Here is a 19,087-nt window from a genome sequence, read left to right on the forward strand (position 1 = left end):
GACAGTGCGAACAGCCTGCCGGCGGTTGTTGTTGGACCGGTGCGCGCAACCGTCACGCGCTGCCCTGGTTGAATGTCCATGTACTTTTGCCGCCGCGTGCGGCGTGACGCGAACGCTTGACGCGATACATCTCCTGGTCCGCCTGATCGAGCGCCTGCTGGATCGTGGCGAAGCGCACCGCCACGCAGCCGGCCGTCGCCCCCGCGTAATGCAGACGAACGTTCGGCAAAATGTAGTCGCCCGTGGTCACGGCCGTTATGCTCCCGGCGATGACTTCCGCCAGGCTCGCAGCCTCATCGTAGTCGGCGGACGCAGCCGCAACGAACGCGAACTCGTCGCCGCCAATGCGCGCGAGAAGCCCCTTGCCCGAGGTCGCCGTCAACAGCCGTTCGGCGCACGTTTGCAGAAACTGGTCGCCGACCGCATGACCCCGTCGATCGTTCAGTTCCTTGAAGCCGTCCAGATCGATCATGCAAACCGCAACATAGGCGCCGTCCGATGCGGCGCTTGCCATCAGGCGACCGAGTTCCTCATGCAGCGCGCGCCGGTTCGGCAGGCCCGTCATTTCGTCGATGAGCGCGCGGCGTGCGAGATGCTCGTTGGCAAGCGTGAGTTGCTCGATGAGCCGCTCGCGCTCGATATGCTCCGAAATCAGCTTGGCGAACACGTTCAGCGCACCGCGCGCACGCGAACTGATTTCCAGGCTCTCCCGGCTGATACCGCATAGCGTGCCGATCACCGCTCCGCTTTCCGCACACACCGGCGCGCTCGCATACGTGCAGATCTCGAGGTCGGAGGCCGCGCGCGAATCGCCCCAGATTTCGCGCACATTGCTCACGACGCGCCGCCCGCTTTCCAGGCTGCGCTGGCACAAGGTGTCAAACCACTGGACCTGCAAGCCCTCCGTGATCTGCGCGTTGCCTTCGTTGCGCGAATAAAGGACGGTCTGCACCTCGCGGCCGAAATCCACCGAAGTCAGGTATGTCGACTCGAGTCCGGTCAATATCCCAAGCATCTCGAGCAGCGGCCGCACGAGACCTTCAAGATTATTCGCCGACACAACCTTTTGCGAAAGCCGTTCAAGTAGCTCATCCATACTGGTGATTCACCGTAAAGCAATTGAAACCGCGTTTTAGTTAAACAGCCATTCAATGTCGATCGACGAATCATTCAATCTTCGGAAAGCGGATAAAACGGGGGCGCATGAGTCTCGCGCAACAGCGTCACCCTGCTCTGCGGTACGGCCGGCAACGCCTTGGTACAAGACCCGCAAGCCTGGTTGACGTGCGCTTTAGCGTAGCAGGTTTTGACGATTTCATGCCGTTTTATCCTTCTTCGCTTCGGCCGGTTTTCAGCAAAACGGCGTTCCCGGCGAGAAAAAATTGAGTCGATTAATCGACAGAACCTAATATGCAACAGGAATTGTTTTTATTCAATCGTGGACCACCCGCAAAAGAGCGGGCTTTACACGAGCGTCGAGGCTTGCGTCGCATGCGCGCGCACGAAGCGCTATGCTGTCGGCCCCGGATCAGAAACAGCATGGAGAACGCAAGGCATGAACGAAACGGTAACAGTGGCGGGCGTGGTCGGCACAGGGTTGATGGGCGTCGGCATCGCTACACAGTGTGCGCTGCACGGCCTGCGCACGATCGTGCATGACGTCGATCCCGCGCGGCTCGCAAGCGTGGCGGCAAAAGCCGAAGCCGTGCTCGACGAGCTGATCGATGCGGGCCGCATCGACGCGGCTGCTCGCGCGGCGGCGCTCGCGCGTATCGAAACGAGCGCGTCGCTCGACACGATGGCCGACGCCCAGTTCGTTTTCGAGGCCGTGCCCGAAGTGCTCGATCTCAAGCACCGGCTCTATGCGCAGCTCGGCGCGGTGCTCGCCCCCGATGCGATTCTCGCAAGCAACACGAGCGGCTTCGAGCCCGACCTGCTCGCGCAGCCGCTGGCCGCGCCCGAGCGTTTCGTGATCGCGCACTTCTGGAATCCGCCCCACATGATCCCGCTCGTCGAAGTCGTGCCGGGAAGCGCCACCACGCCCGCGGTGACCGCACGGGCGGAAGCGCTCATGCGCGCGATCGGCATGGAGCCCGTTGTGCTCGCCAAGGCGATTCCGGGCTTCGTCGGCAACCGCTTGCAGTTCGCGGTGCTGCGCGAGGCGCTCAACATCGTGCGCTCGGGCGCGGCGAGCCCCGAGGTGGTCGATCGCGTGATGAAGGCGTCGCTTGGCCGCCGCTGGGGCATCGTCGGCCCGTTCGAGAGCGCGGACATGGGCGGCCTCGACACCTTCGTCGACATCTCCTCGCACCTCATGCCCGAACTCGCGAAGGACGAAGACGTGATCGATTTGTTGCGCGCGCAAGTCAGTGCGGGCCGCGTGGGCGTGCGCAGCGGCGCGGGCTTCTACGACTGGGACGAAGCGCATTTCGCGCGCGTGAAGGCCGCGCGGCGCAAGCTCATTGCAGGCGGTTGATGGCGCGAAGGCGCGCCATCAAACCTCGATACCCAGCGCAACGATGCGACGGTATAGCGTCGCGCGCGCCATGCCGATCTGTGCGGCGGCTTTCGTCACGTGACCGCCCGCCGCGCGCAGCGCGTCGGTGAGAAAGCGCCGTTCGAACGCCTGCATCGCCTCGTCATATTGCGGTGCATCGGCTTGATCCGGCGGCGCGGCAAGCGGTGTGGCGAGCGGCGCGTGAGGCGTCTGCTGTCCGGCGCGAGAGTCGAGCGGGTTGCGCTCATCGCGATCGTCGCGCCCGTCACCGATGAAGCGCGCGAGCGAACGCGCGTCGATCCGCTCGTTCTCCGATAGCAGCACGGCACGCTCCAGCGTGTTGCGCAGCTCGCGCACGTTGCCGGGCCAATGGTACGCGCACAGCACCGCGAGCGCGTCGCGGTCGAGTTCGAGATGCACGGCCCCGCTTTCCACCGATAGCTTGTCGAGAATCGCATAGGCCATCGCTTCGATGTCGGCGAGGCGATCGCGCAGCGGCGGCACGCGGATCGTGAGCACGTTGATGCGATAGTAGAGGTCCGCGCGAAAGCGGCCCTGCGCGACCAGCGCGGGCAGATCCGCCGACGTCGCGGCAATGATGCGCGCGTCGGTGCGCACGATACGATTCGACCCGAGCGGCTCGAATTCCTGTTCCTGCAACACCCGCAGCAATTTGCCCTGAAGCGCGAGCGGCATGTCGCCAATCTCGTCGAGAAAAAGCGTGCCGCCCTGGGCCAGCTCGAACTTGCCGATGCGCCCCTTGCGCTCCGCGCCCGTGTACGCGCCGGCTTCGGCGCCGAAGAACTCCAGCTCCAGCAGCGTGTCGGGAATCGCCGCCACGTTCACCGTGACGAGCGGGCCGTCCGCGCGACCGGACGCGCCGTGTATGGCGTGCGCGAGCAGCTCCTTGCCCGTGCCCGTTTCGCCAAGCAGGAGCACCGGCGACGCGAGACGCGCGGCGCGGCGCGCCTGGCGCTTGACTTCGAGGCTCACGGCGCTGGTGCCGATCAGGCTGGAAAAGCTGTACTTCGCGCGCCGCACCTGCGCGAGCGACTGGCGCGTGCTGATGAGTTCGGCCCGCAGCCGCGCGTACTGGCTAAAGAGCGGCGACAGTCCCTTGAGCTCGTTGAACAGCACGAAGCCGACCGCGCCGATCGTTTCGCCGGTGTCGTCCTTGATCGGCAGGCGCGTGACGACGATCGGATCGCGATCGGTTTCGAGAATGTCGAGCAGGATGGGTTCGCCGCCCTTCACCACGTCGCGCATCATGCTGTTTGGAATAACGCTTTCGCAGTCGAGGCCGATCACCGCCGCCGGGTCGTCAAACCCGAAGCGCGCCGCGTAGTGCTTGTTGATCCAGACCACGCGCGCGTTGCGATCGACGATCACGGTGCCTTCGCTGAAGTTTTCCAGCGACTGAAAGAGCGACTGCATCGCCAGTTTGCGCACGTGGTCGTAGTCGGCCAGCAGCGCGGTCGTTTCCATTTCCATTCGATGTCTTTTGGCAGTTCGCGGCCTGTTCCGGCCCGTGGATTCTCGTTTTCGGGACAGATTATCTCAGAAATGAGAATGCGCCGCATGCCTGATATTCAAGGCCATTTCACATGCGCCTGACGTCGGCGGCGTGCGCACGCACCCAGGCCGTCCCGGATTTGAGACACCTTGCCCGCGCAACCATCCGGCGCATGCCACCCGCCCTGCCGCAAGCTTCGCCGCGCCGCCTCCCGCAAGGCTTGCCGCGCATTGGCACATATCGTGCTCTATAGCGCGGTCGCGCCGTCTTCGAAGCGCGGAACAAGCAAACGTGCCTGCACACGAATAAACCAACTGGAGACAAGATGTCCTTTGTGATTGTGATCGCCGCTTTGGCGTTCCTGATGCTCGTGGCCTACCGTGGCTACAGCGTCATCCTCTTCGCGCCCATCGCCGCACTGGGCGCCGTCCTGCTGATCGATCCCGCCGCCGTCGCGCCCGTGTTCTCCGGCATCTTCATGGAGAAGATGGTGGGCTTCGTGAAGCTCTACTTCCCCGTGTTCCTGCTCGGCGCCGTATTCGGTAAGGTCATCGAACTATCGGGCTTCTCCGAGGCGATCGTGGCCGCGGCAATCCGCTATATCGGCCGCTCGCGCGCCAACGCCGTGATCGTCGCGGTGTGCGCGCTGCTCACGTATGGCGGCGTGTCGCTGTTCGTCGTGGTGTTCGCGGTCTATCCGTTCGCGGCCGAACTCTATCGCCAGAGCAACATTCCCAAGCGCCTGATGCCTGGCGCGATCGCGCTCGGCGCCTTCACGTTCACGATGGATTCGTTGCCCGGCACGCCGCAGATCCAGAACATCATCCCCACCACGTTCTTCAAGACGACCGCGTGGGCCGCGCCCTGGCTCGGCGTGATCGGCTCGGTCTTCATCATCGTGGTCGGGCTCACCTACCTCGAATGGCGCCGCCGCAGCGCGATGGCCAAGGGTGAAGGCTATGGCACGTCGCTCGAGAACGAGCCGGAGCGCGTGGAAACGGGCAACCTTCCGCACCCGCTGCTCGCCATCGCACCGCTCGTGCTCGTTGGCGTCGCCAACTTCCTGCTGACCAAGTGGATTCCGCAGTGGTACGGCGAGAGCTTCACCGTCGCGCCCGATGTGCTGCCCGGCATTCATGCGCCCGTGACCGTGCCGGTCAAGAGCGTCGTGGCCATCTGGGCCGTGCAGGGCGCGCTGCTGCTCGGCATTCTGCTCGTCATCGTCACGGCGTTCGGCCGCGTGAAGGAACGCTTCGCGACCGGCACGAAAACGGCGGTGGGCGGCGCGCTGCTCGCCACGCTCAACACGGCGTCGGAGTATGGCTTCGGCGGCGTGATCTCGGCGCTGCCCGGCTTCCTCGTGATCGGCAACGCGCTCAAGGCGATTCCCAATCCGCTCGTGAACGCCGCCGTTTCGGTGAGCGCGCTCGCGGGCATCACGGGCTCGGCATCGGGTGGCATGAGCATCGCGCTCGCGGCCATGTCGGACACCTTCATCAAGACCGCGCAGGCCATGCACATTCCGATGGAAGTGCTCCACCGCGTCGTGGCCATGGCCAGCGGCGGCATGGACACGCTGCCGCACAACGGCGCGGTCATCACGCTGCTCGCGGTCACGGGCCTCACGCACCGGGAGTCGTATCGCGACATCTTCGCGGTGACCATCATCAAGACGCTTGCCGTCTTCTTCGTCATCGCCGTGTTCTATCTCACCGGTATCGTCTGACCGGCACTCACACGAGGCTCACTCATGCAACTCCTCAACACGCCTGCCCTCGCCGGAAAAACAGCCGTCGTCACCGGATCGACGAGCGGCATCGGACTCGGCATCGCAACGGCGCTCGCCCGGGCGGGCGCCAATATCGTGCTCAACGGCTTCGGCGACCCGGCGGCCGCACTCGCCCAGATCGAAGCGACCGGCGTGCGCGCCGTGCATCACAACGCGGACATGAGCCGCCCCGCCGAGATCGAAGCGCTCGTGGCCTTCGCGGCGAGCACGTTCGGCGGCCTCGACATCCTCGTCAACAATGCGGGCATTCAGTACGTCGAAACGATTGAGAATTTCCCGATCGAACGCTGGGATCAGATCATCGCGATCAATCTGAGCGCGACGTTTCACGCCACACGCGCGGCGCTGCCCATCATGCGCGCGGCGGGCTGGGGACGCGTGATCAATATCGCCTCGGTGCACGGGCTCGTCGGCTCGGTCGGCAAGTCGGCATATGTCGCGGCCAAGCACGGCGTGATCGGGCTCACCAAGGTGGCCGCGCTGGAGACGGCGCGCAGCGGCGTCACCGTCAATGCGATCTGTCCGGGCTGGGTGCTCACGCCGCTCGTGCAGAAGCAGATCGACGATCTCGCCCATCGCGAATCGATCTCCGTCGAGGACGCCACGCTGAAACTGCTCGGCGAAAAGCAGCCGTCGGCGCGCTTTGCGAGCGTCGAGCAGATTGGCGGCGTCGCCGCGTTTCTGTGCTCCGAGGCGGCCGCCGAAATGCGCGGCGCGGAGCTCAAGGTGGACGGCGGCTGGCTCGCGCAGTAACCGTCTGCCGTTGTACGTGGAGGGAGATGCGTCCCTCCACGCGCTCGCGGCGGCGACCTTCAAGCCACCGAAGGCCGCCCCGCCCCTTGCCCGATGACTTCGACAATTTGCCCTTCGCTCACGCGTATCACGCGATCGGCGGCGTCGAAGAAGCGGTCGTCGTGCGACACGGCGATCACCGTTTTGCCGAGGCGCTTGAGCTCCGGCAGGAACTCACGGTAGAACACGCCGCGAAACGTCGGATCCTGATCGGCCGCCCATTCGTCGAGCATGATGACCGGCCGCGCTTCCAGCATCGCCTGGACGAGCGCGAGCCGCTTGCGCTGGCCCGTGGATAGATCCGTGGTCGTGAACGCACCGTTTTCCACGCTGACCTTGTGCGCGATTTCAAGGCGCTCGATCATCGCCTGCGCCCGTGCGATCATTGCGGGATCGCTCGCCACGAAATCGTCGAACAGGAAGTAGTCGGCGAACACGACGGAAAAAAGCTGTCGAAAGCTGTCCACGTCATGGTGGCTCACGGGCGCGCCGTCGAGCAGCAGCGCCCCTTCCTGCGGCGCATAGAGTCCGAGCAGCAGCTTCACGAGCGTGGTCTTGCCGCTGCCGTTCTCGCCCACGATGAACACGATCTCGCCTCGCCTCACCTCCATGTCGACGGGCCCAAGCGTAAAGCCGCGCGCGCCGCCTGGCGCGGGAAACGCATACGACGCGCGTTGCAGGGCGATGCGCTCGAAGGCAGGGGCATGCGCGTGCTCGCCGCCCTGCGCAATCAGCAGGTCGGGCTCGCAGTGAGCGAAGCCCGCCGAGAGTTCGGCAATGCGCCGAAACGCAACCTGCGCCTGGCCGAACGCCGGCAGCGCGCCCGACAACTGCTGGATCGGCCCCATCACATAGAGCAGCACGATCACAAAGCCGCTCACCACGGCTGGCTCGACGCCAAGCCGTGGCTGTAGCGCGACGATTGCGCCGATCACCACGAAGAAGAGCAGCATCGAGGCGCTGTCCTGTAGCCAGTAAAGCGTCATCGCGCGAGTCTTCAGCAGTGCGATGAGATCGACCGCGCCACCCAGTTGCTCCCGGTACACGCGCAGGCGGCGCGCGCGATTCATGCGCAGTTCCTTCGCGCCCTCGGTAATCGAGCGATACTGCTTTTGCAGTTCGTCCTGCGACTCGCGCACGCGGCTGTAGTAGTCGTCCCAGCGGCGTCGCGACCAGCGCGCAAGCAGCAGGCCCGCCACGATCGCAACGGCCGCGAGCCCGAACAGCACGGGCGAAAGCACGAACAGATAGACGAGGCAGCCGAGCGTGACGGCAAACGCGATGGCGTACGTCGAAAAATTGTAGGTAAAGGCGCTGACCGAGTCGATGTCGCTGTTGAGCGTGGCGAGCAGCCGGTGCACGCGATGATGCTCGATCGCGGCGAGCGGCGCACAGACGATGCGCGCCGCAATGTCCTTGCGCAGCGCCGCGATCACCTTCTGGCCCACTGCGCTGTTGCCAACGCCCGCAATCAGGTTGCCGCCCACCGTGAGCGCGCACAGCGCAGCGAACGCCCACGCTGTATGCGCGCTCACGCCGCCCGCTTCGTGAAGACCGTTGTTGACGGCAGCGAGCAGCCAGGCTGTGGAAAAGCCGCCAATGCAGCCCATCAGCGTTGCGAGCAGCGTGAGCGGCCAGAAGCGCCCGATCAGGCGCAGCGCTTCGCGCAGCACGTGCGTGGGAGGCGCTGTCTCCGTGCCGTCCTGTTTCGATTGATGCATCGAAATTTTTCCTTGTGGGGTCTTGTTATTTCAGTATGCCTAACAGGGTGTCGCCACGGCGTCGAACCTTATCGTGCGAGCGAAAGCATCAGGTACAAGCCACCCGCGATCATCGCAAGCAGGCCCGCCGGCATTTGCTGGGGAAACATCACGTTGCGGCTCAGCCAGTCCGAAAGCACCATCAGGAGCGCACCGAACAAGGCGGACGCGAGCAGTTCGGCCGCGGCGCGCTGCACGCCCATGCGCCGCACCACATGCGCGCCATCAAGCCGATGAACGACAGCGGCCCCACGATCATGGCCGCCGCCGCGCTCGACAATGCGGCGAGCAGCAGGATCAGGAAGCGCGCTCGACGCACCGGTACGCCGAGCGAAGTCGCGACCGGCGCACCCAGCGGAAAGATGTCGAGCCAGCGTGAGCACAGCAGCGCGAGCGCGAGCAGCACGACTGCGAGCACGAGCGCGGCCGAGGCGAGCGTGCCGTCGATGAGATAGGTCGAGCCCATCAGCAGGTTGCGCAACAAGGGGGCGTAGGGCCCGCTGCCCGCAATCACGAGACCGAACACGGCTTGCGAAAGCGCACCGACCGCGATGCCCGCGAGCAGAAGCTGTTCAGTGGCGAAGCCGCTGCGCCGCGCGAGCGCCAGCATGGCGAGCAGCGTGAGCAGCGCGCCCGCGCCGCACGCGGCGAACATGAGCGTGGCGCCGGGCGCGCGCACCGCGAGAAGCAATACGATCATCCCGAGCATGCCGCCGCCGCTGATGCCGAGCACCTCCGGGCTCGCCATCGGGTTGCCGCTCAGGCGTTGCAGGAGCGAGCCCGCGAGCGCGAGCAGCGCCCCCACCGCAAGCGCGCTCGCGATGCGCGGCACGCGCCAGTGCGCGAGGCGCGCCAGTTCGGCGGCGTCGGCCCAATGCCAGCCCGCCGCGCCACGACCGAAGCTCGCCGCGAGCGCCACAGCGACAACCAGCGCGCCGGCCGCACCGAGCAGCAGCGCGCGCGTCGAACCGGGCGTGCGCGCCGCGCGCGAAGGTGCGCTCTCGACGAGCGGCGGCGCCGCACGCGCCTTCAGGCGCGGCACGAGCCACAGCAACAGCGGGCCGCCGAACAGCGCCGTGGCCGCGCCGGTGGGCAGCAGTTCGCCCGCGAGTCCGCCCGCTTGCTGAATGGCCTGATCGGTGACCCACAGCAGCAAGGCGCCGATGACGGGCGCCCACGTGAGCTGGTCGCGCAGGCGGCGCGCGCCGCACGCCCGCGCAATGGCAGGCGCGGCAAGTCCGATGAAGCCGATCACGCCCACCGCCGCGACCACGAATGCCGTGAGCGCAACGGCGGCCGCCAGCGCGACAAAGCGCGTGCGCGTGAGCGAGAGGCCCAGGCCGCGCGCGCCCGCCTCGTCGAGGCCCACGAGCGTGAGCGGGCGCACGAGCGCGGCGCACAAGGCGGCGCATGCAGCCACGCGCGGCAGCAGCCATAGCGTGGTGTGCCAGTCCTGCTGGGCGAGCGCGCCGCCGCCCCAGATGAACATGGCCGTGAGCGAGCGCTCGTAGACGATGGAAAGCGCGAGGCTCACCGCACCGCAATAGAGATTGACGATCATGCCGCCGAGCACGAGCGTGACAGGAGCGAACGCACGCCGCCACGCAAGCGCGAAGACGAACAGCATGGCGAGCGCGCCGCCCGCGAGCGCAATACCTTCGCGCCAGGCGAGCATCCACGCGGGGGCCCAGAGCGCGGCGAGCAGCAACGCGAGATACGCGCCGGCGGACACCCCCACCGTCATGGGCTCCGCCAGTGGATTGCGCAGCACCTGCTGGAACACCACGCCCGCCAGCGCGAGCGCCGCGCCGCACAGCAGGGAGAGCGCGAGGCGCGGCAGCCAGCTATAGTGCACGACCATCTCGCGAATGTTGTCCGCGTCGGGCGAGAAGATCGCCTGTGTCCAGTCGGCGGGCGGCAGTTTCGCCGACAAGCCACGTAGCGTGAACCCGAGCGAAACAATCAGCAGTGCGATCAATGCAAACAAGGGTCTGCGTGTGCGCCAAACGCCGGGCGTGCGCGATATCGAAAGTTCATGCATGGCGCGGCTCCTCAGGCAACAGCGTCTCAAGCAACTGACGCGCAAAACGTGCGCCGCTGTAGAGCGCGCCACCTTGCGAGACCTTCGGCATGCCCGTCACGCGCGCCGCGCGCGCGAAAGGCAGGCTCTGCCACAGCACGCCATGCGCAAGCGTCGCGCGCGCGGCGTCGGGCAGCGGTTCGATGTAGACGAGCCGCGCATCGGGCACGCCGCCAAGACGCGTGAAATCGGTCACGGCATAGCCCCGCGCGTTGGTCTCGTGACGCCACGCGTTGCGCAGGCCCACGCGTGTCATCACATCGCCGAACAGGCTGTTCGGTCCATAGGCGAGCACATGACGGTCATCGACGAACTCAACCACGAATAGCGGCTGACGCGCCAGGTCCGCATGGCGCGCAAGACGCTCGCGCACCTCGGCAAGCGCCGCTTCGGCGCTCGCAATGGCCGCGTCGCCCTGGCGCTCCCGCCCGAGCCTGCGCGCAAGCCGCCGGGTCTCGTCGCCGATCTGCCGCCACGGCTCGACGCCCGGCGCCGAGAGCGCGAGCGTGAGCGTCGGCGCGATGCGTTCGAGCTGGCCGCGCATGGGAGCGTGCGCGGGCGTGATGAGGAAGAGATCGGGCCGCAACTGTTCGAGCAGCTCGAAATTCGGCTGATACAGCAAGCCAATGTCGATCACGCCTTCCGGCAAAGGTGGCGCAACGTTGGTGCGCCGATACCAGTCCGGCACCGAGGTCGCGAGCGGCGTCACGCCCAGCGTGAGCAGCATCTCGATGAGGCCGAAGTCCATCGCCACGATGCGCGTGGGCGGCGGCGCCACGCCCCGCGCAACGGCGTGCACGCCGAATCCACCCGCGAGCGCCGCGATCGTCAGCCCAAGCATCTGTCGCCGGTCCATGCGTGCCCCCTTCAACGCGGCGTGCAAACGGGCACGCCGCCGCGCGGGTTGACGAACGTGTCCATCGGCACGCCGTAGATCGACTTCAGCACGTCGGGCCGGCAGATTTCGGCGGGCGTGCCACGCACGAGCACGCGGCCACTGTAGAGCGCGATCAGTTCGTCGCAGAAGCGCGCGGCCATGTTGATGTCGTGGAGCACGACCACCACGCCCAGCCCGCGCGCTTGCGAAAGCCGCCGTACGAGGCCGAGCACTTCGAGCTGATGCGCCACGTCGAGCGCCGAGATCGGCTCGTCGAGCAGCAGGCAGTCGCTGTCCTGCGCCACCAGCATCGCGAGCCATGCGCGCTGACGCTCGCCGCCCGAAAGCTGATCGACGTGGCGGTGCGCGAAGCGCCGCACATCGGTGAGCGCCATGGCCTCCTCCACATGCTGCGCGTCGCTTGCGCTGAAGCGTCCGAGCGCGCCATGCCAGGGGTAGCGCCCGAGCGCGACGAGCTCGCCCACCGTCATGCCGTCCGCAGCCGGAGGATGTTGCGGCAGGTAGGCCACCTCGCGCGCGAACGCGCGCGCATCCCAAGCGTCGAGCGCGCGGCCCCGAAAACGCACGGCGCCGCGCGTGGCGGCCTGCTGGCGCGCGAGCACGCGCAGCAGCGTGGTCTTGCCCGAGCCGTTATGGCCGATCAGGCCGCATACGCGGCCGCGCGCGAGTTGCAGGCTCACATCGGCGAGCAAGGTGCGCTCGCCGGCCTCGACGAACAGGCCATCGATCGTATAGAGCGGTTCGTCCGCGCCTCGCGCGCACGCGGTGCGCGAGGTTTGCCTCGAAGGCATGAGGGGTGTTGCCAAATCCTGTTCTCCAGCAAGCACGGGGCGTGTCGCCACGCCCCGTGCAACGCACTGCGGTTGCACGGCGCTCAAGCGCCATGCACGATCGGCTTACCACTGATACCTGGCAGTCCCGAGTACACCGATGGTCGATCCGTAATAGCACGCGCCTCCGGAGCAATACGCCACGTACTTGCGGTTCGTGAGGTTCGTGCCGTTGAGCGAGAGCTTCCAGTTGCCGATGTCGTAATGCACGGCGGCGTCGAGCAGTACGACGCTACCCACGTCGAACGTATTCGCCGTATCCCCCGCCGACATGCCGATATAGCGCACGCCGCCGCCGAAGCCGAGTCCGCGCAGCGGGCCGCCGTGCAGCGTGTAGTCGGCCCACAGGGACGCCATGTTGCGCGGCGCGATGGTCGGGCGCTTGCCGAGCTGCGAAGGCGTGTTGCTCTGCGTGACGACCTGGTTCAGATACGTGTACGAACCGAGGATGGCGAGCTCGTTGGTGAGCTGCACGTGGCCTTCGAGCTCGATGCCGCGCGAGCGCACCTCGCCGGTCTGCACCGCGGAGCCCGGATGCAGCAGGTCGGGCGTCGTGACGTTCTGCTGCGTGAGGTTGTAGAACGACAGCGTGTAGAGCGCGTTGTAGCTCTTCGGCTGGTACTTGATACCCACCTCGTATTCCTCGCCCGTGGTCGGCACGAGCGCGTCGCCGGCGAAGTTCGTGCCGACCGTGGGCTGGAACGACTTCGCATAGCTGAAGTACGGCGCAATGCCCGTGTCGAACAGATAGGACACGCCGCCGCGCCACGTGAACGCGTGCGGCGTTTGATGCTGGAGCGTGCTGGTCGTGGCGGTCTGCGTCTGGATGTTGGTCGACGTCCAGTCGTTGCGCGCGCCGAGCGTGACGAGCCAGCGGCCATATTCGATCTGATCCTGCACGTAGACGCCCACCTGGTCGGTGGCCGTGTCCACGCGCTTGCTGGTCGTGGTGATGGCTTTGAGCGACGAGTAGTCGGGCACGAACGGATTGAGCGTGCCCACCGCGCCCGTACCCGAATTCACGCCGTTGAGCAGCCGCTGATAGTCCACGCCGAACAGCACCGTCTGCTTCACCGCGCCCGTCGAGAATTTCGCTTCGACCTGGTTGTCCATCGCGAACTGGCTCAGATGCTCGCGATCCAGGAACGCGTTCATGTTGAGCACCGAGGTCGAGCCACTCGCCCAGTTGCTGAAGAAGGTCTGGTGATAGTCGATATCGTCGTGCATGTAGCGCGCGTTCGAGCGGAACGTGAAGACGTTGTTGATCTTCTGCTCGAACTTGTACCCGACGGCATACTGCGTGCGGCGCAGGAAGTCGTCGTCAGGATTGCCGACATACGTGCCCGGCGAAATCTTGCCATTCGGGTTGTAGGTGGCCACCCCGCTCACCGGCAGCGAATCGAAGAGGCCGCCCGCGGGGTCGCGCTGGTATTGCGCGTAAAGCGTGAGCGAGGTGTCCTTCGTCGGCCGGATCGTCACGCTCGGGGCGATGGCGATGCGCTGGTCCTTCACGCCGTCCACCTGGCTGTCCGCATCGCGCGCGAGACCGGTCACGCGATAAAGCACCGTGCCCGCTTCGTCCACCTTGCCGCCCAGATCGAAGGCCGCCTCGTAGCGGTTGTGATTGCCGAACTGCAACATCAACTCGTGCACCGGCTCCTCGGTCGGCATCTTCGAGACCATGTTGACGATGCCCGCCGGGCTGCCCGCGCCGTACAGCACCGAAGCCGGGCCGCGCAGCACCTCGATGCGCTCGAGAAAGTACGGGTCGATGCGCGGGTTCGCGTAGTAGGCGCTCGGCTGGAGGATCAGCCCGTCGAGATATTCCGCATAGTCGAAGCCGCGCCCGCGCAGCTGGTCGAAGCGGAAATCGGTCGAGTCCTGCGAGTAGACGCCTGGCGTGTAGCGCAAAGCCTGATCGACGGTCGTGGCGCCCTGCTGGTCCATCTGCTCGCGTGTGACGACCGAGACCGACTGCGGCACACGCACGATGGGCGTATCCGTTTTCGTGGCGGTGATGCTGCGTTTCGCGACAATGCCGACCGTCGGGCCGGTGGGCGACTCGCGATTCGACGACACGGTCACGGCGGGCAGCGTGCCGCCCGTACCGGCGCCCGTTGTGACCGTGCCGCCGGTGGCGGGCTGCGCCGATTGGGCAGATTGCTGCGATTGAGCCGCGGTGCCATCCCCGCTAGCGGCCTGCTGGGCGTGCGCCATGCCTGAAAGCGCGAGCGGCATGCCAAGCATGGCCAGGCGCGCCGAAATCCCGCGGCGCCCCGCCCTTTTGTTCTTCTTGCGTCCCTTCATCGTCGATTTACCGATTGAATGTGAATGATAATGCGTCTTATTAATTTTGCAGATGACACGAATTCCCTGACAATGGAGGCTGTGGGATTCGGCAAATGCGCTGGCTTGAAGGGACTTGAACTTCTTGTTGGAAGACGGCCGGCGCCGCGCAAGGCGGAAGCAAGCCTGTCTGCTGCAAATGATACCTGGGACCCTGCCGCAGAGGTGGACAACCTTGGGCCGCACGAGGACAACAATCGTCCGGTTAGAACGAATTTAGGGAAATTTCACATCAAATGGACACCATGCCCGACACCGCCCTGCCCGCCGGAGTGCACGAGTCGCGCTCGCGGACGGGCGCCGCGCGGCGCGAACTGCCCAACGTGTTCGGCCAGTCGATCGAATACGAGTCGGGCGCCCGCGAGATCGCGCACACGCACCCGCGCGCGCAGCTCCTCTACGCGACGAGCGGTCTGATCCGCGTGCGCACGCCCGCAGCAAGCTGGGTGGTGGGCCCCAATCGCGCGCTACTGGTGCCGCCGCGCGTGGAGCACGAACTGGAGATGGTCGGCAAGGTCGCGTTTCGCACGCTCTATATCGAGCCGTGCCCTGCGCTGGGCGACGTGGAAGGACGGCTGCTGCCCGTGAGCGGCCTGCTGCGCGAAGCGATCTTGCAGATGGTGGTCGAGCCCGCGCGCCCCCGCGAGCCGGGGAGCCTGGCGGACTTGTTGTCGCAGCTCATCGCGCGGCTGCTCGAAAGCGCGCTGCAAATCAATGGCACGCCCACGTCCCTTCTGGAGGCGGCCCATGCCCTGGCCACGCCAACGGGCGCCCTCGCCGACACCGCCGCCGAGGCGGGCCGCCTGCCGATGCCGCAGCACCCGCGTTTGCGCAAGATCTGCCAGGTCCTGGTGGACCATCCCGCCAACGCCGACTCCCTGGAGCATTGGGGCGACCGGCTCGGCGCGAGCTCGCGCACGCTCGCCCGCCATTTCCAGCGCGAAACGGGCATGCCGTTCGCGAAGTGGCGCGAGCAGATGCGCGTGTCCGAGGCCATGTGCCAGCTTTCCACCGGCACGCCGATACCCGAGGTCGCCGCACGCCTGGGTTACGCCGACGCCAACACCTTCGCTGTGATGTTCAAGCGCGTGCTGAATGTCACGCCACTGAAGTACCAGGCGATGATGTGTCCGCCGCAAAGCGATGCCTGAACGGCAAAGTCAGGCTCGTGGCACATGCGCGGCTCCCCGTTGTCGAACCGTGGTTGTCGCCGAAAGGCGTTTGGAGGCTGCGGTACGGCTTGACAGTTAGTTGCGACATATTGGCCGATATGCCTCTATGAACTCCGAACGCCGACCAAGGCGATCGCCTATCTATTTCATACATTTTTCTTCGTAAATATAAACTTTTCCGAACCAACCTCGAATAAATCATGTGTCTACCGGTCCCGGATCGCATACACTGACGGCAAATCCAGCCTCGGATTCCCGTCTCTACGAACAATGGCCAGTAAAACGCTCCAGCGGCTCATGGAAACCGCCCTGCGCGGACAGCCGCTCGATCCTCAGATGCTCCGCGACTGCGGTGTCAGCGCCCAGCAGACCACCTATCTGGTGAACGCCGGCTGGCTTCAGCGCCTTTCGAAAGGGGCCTACCTGCTCGCGGGCGACACGCCTGCGCGCGACGGCGTACTCGCGTACCTCAGCCGGCATGTGACGGATCTGCATGTAGGCGGCAAGACCGCGCTCGACTGGCAGGGCGCGCGCCACGCTCCGAATATCCGTGAACGCGTCACACTTTGGGCCGGGCGGCCCTATGTCATGCCTGCGTGGGTCGGCGAGGCACTGTTCCACACGCTACAGACGACGCAATTGTTCGATGAAGACCTGCCCGATGGCTTCGCCATCTCACCGCTTCCCCATCTGGATCCGTCGATCCTTGTCTCCGAGCCCGAGCGGGCGCTGCTCGAACTCGCGAGCGATATCGGCAAACGGCACGCAAAAGGCCAGTCACTCGAAGAGGCGTTTCATATCGCGTCCTCGCTGAGCCATCTGCGGCCGAAGGTGCTCGACACCCTCCTTGCCCACTGTACGAGAGTGAAGGTCGTCAAACTCGTGCGGGACCTTGGCGACGCGAGCGGCTTTGCGTGGGGAAAAGACCTGCAACGCCACGTGGACAGGCTCGGTCCAGGAAAGCGCTGGACCAGCAGCCGCAAGGGCGCGCCTGCTTTGAACCTGAAGGCGTAAAGCGCACGGCTCCCATGTGCCGGGCCGTGAGCAGATGAGCGACCGCTCGCTGCCTCGCCCCGCAGGTTCGTATGGCCACCGTCCGTGCCTCGCCTCAGCGCTTTGTGCGCCCCGCTCTCTTGCGGGCCGCAACCGCCTTGGCCTTGCCCACATCGACCGGAACAAACGGCGCCTCGAAGTGCTTGACGAGAAAGTCGATGAACGCACGCGCGCGAGTGGATTCGTTGCGTTGTCCCGGATAGTAGACGAACAGATCCGCCGACGGCAGCGCGACGTCGGGCAGCACCAGCCTGAGCCTCCCGCTCTGGACGTACTTCGCGAGATCCCATTCCGAGCGGATCAGAATGCCGTGGCCGTCCAGCGCCCAGCGCAGCACGATATCGCCGTCATTGCTGGAGAGCGAGCCGTGCACCTTCAACGCCTCCAGACGATCGTCCTGCATGAATCTCCAAACGCCGAAGGCATCGTCGTTCTGCGTATGGATGATGCAGCGATGATTGACCAGATCCTCCATGCGCCGCGGAACGCCGTGCCGCTCCAGATACTTCGGCGACGCGCACAGAAACCGGCGATTGCTCATCAGGCGGCGAGCCCGCAACCGCTGGTCGGGCAACTCGCCAAACCGGATCGCCAGATCGAAAGCGCCTTCGACGAGATCGACAGGACGATCCGTGACCACGAACTGAATATCGACGTGCGGATAGCGTTTTGCGAATTCCGACACCAAAGGCGCAATCGTGGTGCGCCCGAATCCAAGCGTTGCATTGACGCGCAGGCGGCCGTGCGGATCGGCCGGCGTGCCCGCAATGGCGTCCTCCATCTCGCGCACCTGATCGAGAATCTGCGCGGCGTAGCGCGCGTAGGTCTCGCCCTCGGGGGTCAGGCTCACGCTGCGCGTCGTCCGGTTGACCAGCCGCGTACCGAATCTTTCTTCGAGAATGCCAAGCCGTTTGGTTGCCGCCGGAGGCGTGAGCCCTAGCGAACGCGCCGCGCCGGAAAGGCTTTTGAGCTTCGCCAGCTGGACGAAAAACTCGAAGTCGGTGGTGGAGTCAGTTCTCACTTTGGGTAAAAAATGAAATGAATTGAGGTGAAGTATAGGCGGGGCTTGCGCGGCTATGCTTGGGTCCCATTGCAGCGGCGCCGCATGCCGCCCAGAGATCCAGCCAACGTGTCAGACCAGGAGACACCTTCATGAAAATCGTCGAGATTCGCGAACACACCGTTCCGATCAGTTCCCCGATCCGCAACGCCTATATCGACTTCAGCAAGATGACGCTGAGCCTCGTCGCCGTGATCACCGACGTGATGCGCGACGGCAAGCCGGTCGTGGGCTACGGCTTCAATTCGAATGGCCGTTACGGTCAGGGCACGCTCATGCGCGAGCGTTTCATCCCGCGTATTCTCGAAGCCGATCCCGCCTCGCTCGTCAACGACGCCGGCGACAATCTCGACCCACACAAGATCTGGGCGACCATGTTCACCAACGAAAAACCGGGGGGCCACGGCGAGCGCTCGGTCGCCATCGGCACGATCGACATGGCGGTGTGGGACGCGGTGGCCAAGATCGAAGGCAAGCCGCTCTTCCAGTTGCTGGCCGAGCGCTACGGCCAGGGCCAGCCGAATCGCAGTATCTTCGTCTATGCGGCGGGCGGCTACTACTATCCGGGCCAGAATCACGACAAGCTCAAGGACGAGATGCGCAGCTACATCGACCGCGGCTACACGGTCGTGAAGAAGAAGATCGGCGGCGCGTCGCTCGACGAAGACCTGCGCCGCATCGACTCGATCCTGAGCGTGCTCGGCGACGGCCAGAAACTCGCTGTCGATGCGAACGGCCGCTTCGATCTCGACACCGCCATCCGGTACGCGAAAGCGCTCTCGCAATACGACCTGTTCTGGTACGAGGAAGCGGGCGACCCGCTCGACTACGAACTGCAAGCGACGCTGCGCAACTACTACGACAAGCCGATGGCGACCGGCGAGAACCTGTTCTCGATGCAGGACGCGCGCAACCTGATTCGCTATGGCGGCATGCGCGCCGACCGCGACTGGCTGCAATTCGACTGCGCGCTGAGCTACGGCCTCGTCGAGTATCTGCGCACGCTCGACATGCTGCATCAGCATGGTTGGTCGCCGAGCCGCTGCATTCCGCACGGCGGCCACCAGATGTCGCTGAACATCGCGGCCGGTCTCGGCCTTGGCGGCAACGAGTCCTATCCGGACCTGTTCCAGCCGTACGGCGGCTTTCCCGATGGCGTGAAGGTCGACAACGGCTACATCACCCTGCCGGAGCTGCCCGGCATCGGCTTCGAAGGCAAGGCCGACCTGTTTGCCGAAATGCGCAAGCTGTCGGCCTGATGTCAGCTTGAAGTTGGCCTGAACGCCGCCTTCATGCG

General features: G+C 65.5%; 13 protein-coding genes and 1 pseudogene. 6 read left to right on the top strand and 8 right to left on the bottom strand.

All coding sequences use genetic code 11. From position 1 onward, the window contains the following. Window positions 1-52: 52 nt before the first annotated feature. Window positions 53-1,096 (bottom strand): GGDEF domain-containing protein, encoded by a 1,044-nt coding sequence (locus tag C7402_RS21875; RefSeq protein WP_116612073.1) that lies wholly within the window; start codon window positions 1,094-1,096, stop codon window positions 53-55. Between the two features lie 459 nt (window positions 1,097-1,555). Between C7402_RS21875 and C7402_RS21880 the strand changes: the two genes are divergently transcribed. Beyond that, a complete protein-coding gene (locus C7402_RS21880; RefSeq protein ID WP_116612074.1) occupies window positions 1,556-2,476 on the top strand; it encodes a 3-hydroxyacyl-CoA dehydrogenase family protein in 921 nt (306 codons plus the stop codon). 18 nt (window positions 2,477-2,494) lie between these two features. Here C7402_RS21880 and C7402_RS21885 read toward each other — a convergent pair whose 3' ends face one another. Further along, on the bottom strand, window positions 2,495-3,988 hold the full coding sequence (locus C7402_RS21885) for a sigma-54 interaction domain-containing protein (protein WP_116612075.1): 1,494 nt from the start codon (window positions 3,986-3,988) through the stop codon (window positions 2,495-2,497). Window positions 3,989-4,335: 347 nt separating this feature from the next. Here C7402_RS21885 and C7402_RS21890 point away from each other — a divergent pair, with 347 nt between their 5' ends. Together C7402_RS21890 and C7402_RS21895 are read left to right on the top strand one after the other, a co-directional pair. After that, window positions 4,336-5,736, top strand: coding sequence for a GntP family permease (locus C7402_RS21890; RefSeq protein ID WP_116612076.1), 1,401 nt, complete (start codon window positions 4,336-4,338; stop codon window positions 5,734-5,736). 24 nt (window positions 5,737-5,760) lie between these two features. Then, complete coding sequence (locus C7402_RS21895; protein ID WP_116612077.1) at window positions 5,761-6,552, top strand: 3-hydroxybutyrate dehydrogenase; 792 nt, start codon at window positions 5,761-5,763, stop codon at window positions 6,550-6,552. Window positions 6,553-6,611: 59 nt separating this feature from the next. On the opposite strand, the gene C7402_RS21900 is transcribed toward C7402_RS21895, so the two are convergent. From C7402_RS21900 to C7402_RS21920, 5 genes and pseudogenes are all read right to left on the bottom strand, one after another. Beyond that, a complete protein-coding gene (locus C7402_RS21900; RefSeq protein WP_116612078.1) occupies window positions 6,612-8,312 on the bottom strand; it encodes a cyclic peptide export ABC transporter in 1,701 nt (566 codons plus the stop codon). Between the two features lie 68 nt (window positions 8,313-8,380). Next, a pseudogene (fhuB, locus tag C7402_RS21905) lies at window positions 8,381-10,392 on the bottom strand (Fe(3+)-hydroxamate ABC transporter permease FhuB). Further along, window positions 10,385-11,287 carry an ABC transporter substrate-binding protein gene (locus C7402_RS21910; protein ID WP_116612079.1) on the bottom strand — a complete coding sequence of 301 codons (903 nt, stop codon included), beginning with the start codon at window positions 11,285-11,287 and terminating at the stop codon, window positions 10,385-10,387. Before C7402_RS21910 ends, fhuB begins: the two are co-directional and overlap by 8 nt. An 11-nt stretch (window positions 11,288-11,298) precedes the next feature. Further along, window positions 11,299-12,120 carry an ATP-binding cassette domain-containing protein gene (locus tag C7402_RS21915; RefSeq protein ID WP_116612080.1) on the bottom strand — a complete coding sequence of 274 codons (822 nt, stop codon included), beginning with the start codon at window positions 12,118-12,120 and terminating at the stop codon, window positions 11,299-11,301. Window positions 12,121-12,225: 105 nt separating this feature from the next. Further along, window positions 12,226-14,466 (bottom strand): TonB-dependent siderophore receptor, encoded by a 2,241-nt coding sequence (locus tag C7402_RS21920; protein ID WP_224043038.1) that lies wholly within the window; start codon window positions 14,464-14,466, stop codon window positions 12,226-12,228. A gap of 275 nt (window positions 14,467-14,741) precedes the next feature. Between C7402_RS21920 and C7402_RS21925 the strand changes: the two genes are divergently transcribed. Both C7402_RS21925 and C7402_RS21930 read left to right on the top strand, forming a co-directional pair. Continuing rightward, on the top strand, window positions 14,742-15,656 hold the full coding sequence (locus tag C7402_RS21925) for an AraC family transcriptional regulator (protein ID WP_116612081.1): 915 nt from the start codon (window positions 14,742-14,744) through the stop codon (window positions 15,654-15,656). A 291-nt stretch (window positions 15,657-15,947) separates the two neighbouring features. Then, window positions 15,948-16,691, top strand: a complete 744-nt coding sequence (locus tag C7402_RS21930; RefSeq protein WP_116612082.1) for a type IV toxin-antitoxin system AbiEi family antitoxin domain-containing protein — start codon at window positions 15,948-15,950, stop codon at window positions 16,689-16,691. A 94-nt stretch (window positions 16,692-16,785) separates the two neighbouring features. On the opposite strand, the gene C7402_RS21935 is transcribed toward C7402_RS21930, so the two are convergent. Continuing rightward, window positions 16,786-17,751 carry a LysR family transcriptional regulator gene (locus C7402_RS21935; RefSeq protein WP_116612083.1) on the bottom strand — a complete coding sequence of 322 codons (966 nt, stop codon included), beginning with the start codon at window positions 17,749-17,751 and terminating at the stop codon, window positions 16,786-16,788. A gap of 131 nt (window positions 17,752-17,882) precedes the next feature. Here C7402_RS21935 and C7402_RS21940 point away from each other — a divergent pair, with 131 nt between their 5' ends. Beyond that, window positions 17,883-19,049, top strand: coding sequence for a mandelate racemase/muconate lactonizing enzyme family protein (locus C7402_RS21940; protein WP_116612084.1), 1,167 nt, complete (start codon window positions 17,883-17,885; stop codon window positions 19,047-19,049). Window positions 19,050-19,087: the final 38 nt, after the last annotated feature.

The organism is Paraburkholderia unamae, from assembly GCF_003096875.1.
In the GTDB taxonomy this organism is placed as follows: Bacteria; Pseudomonadota; Gammaproteobacteria; order Burkholderiales; family Burkholderiaceae; genus Paraburkholderia; species Paraburkholderia unamae.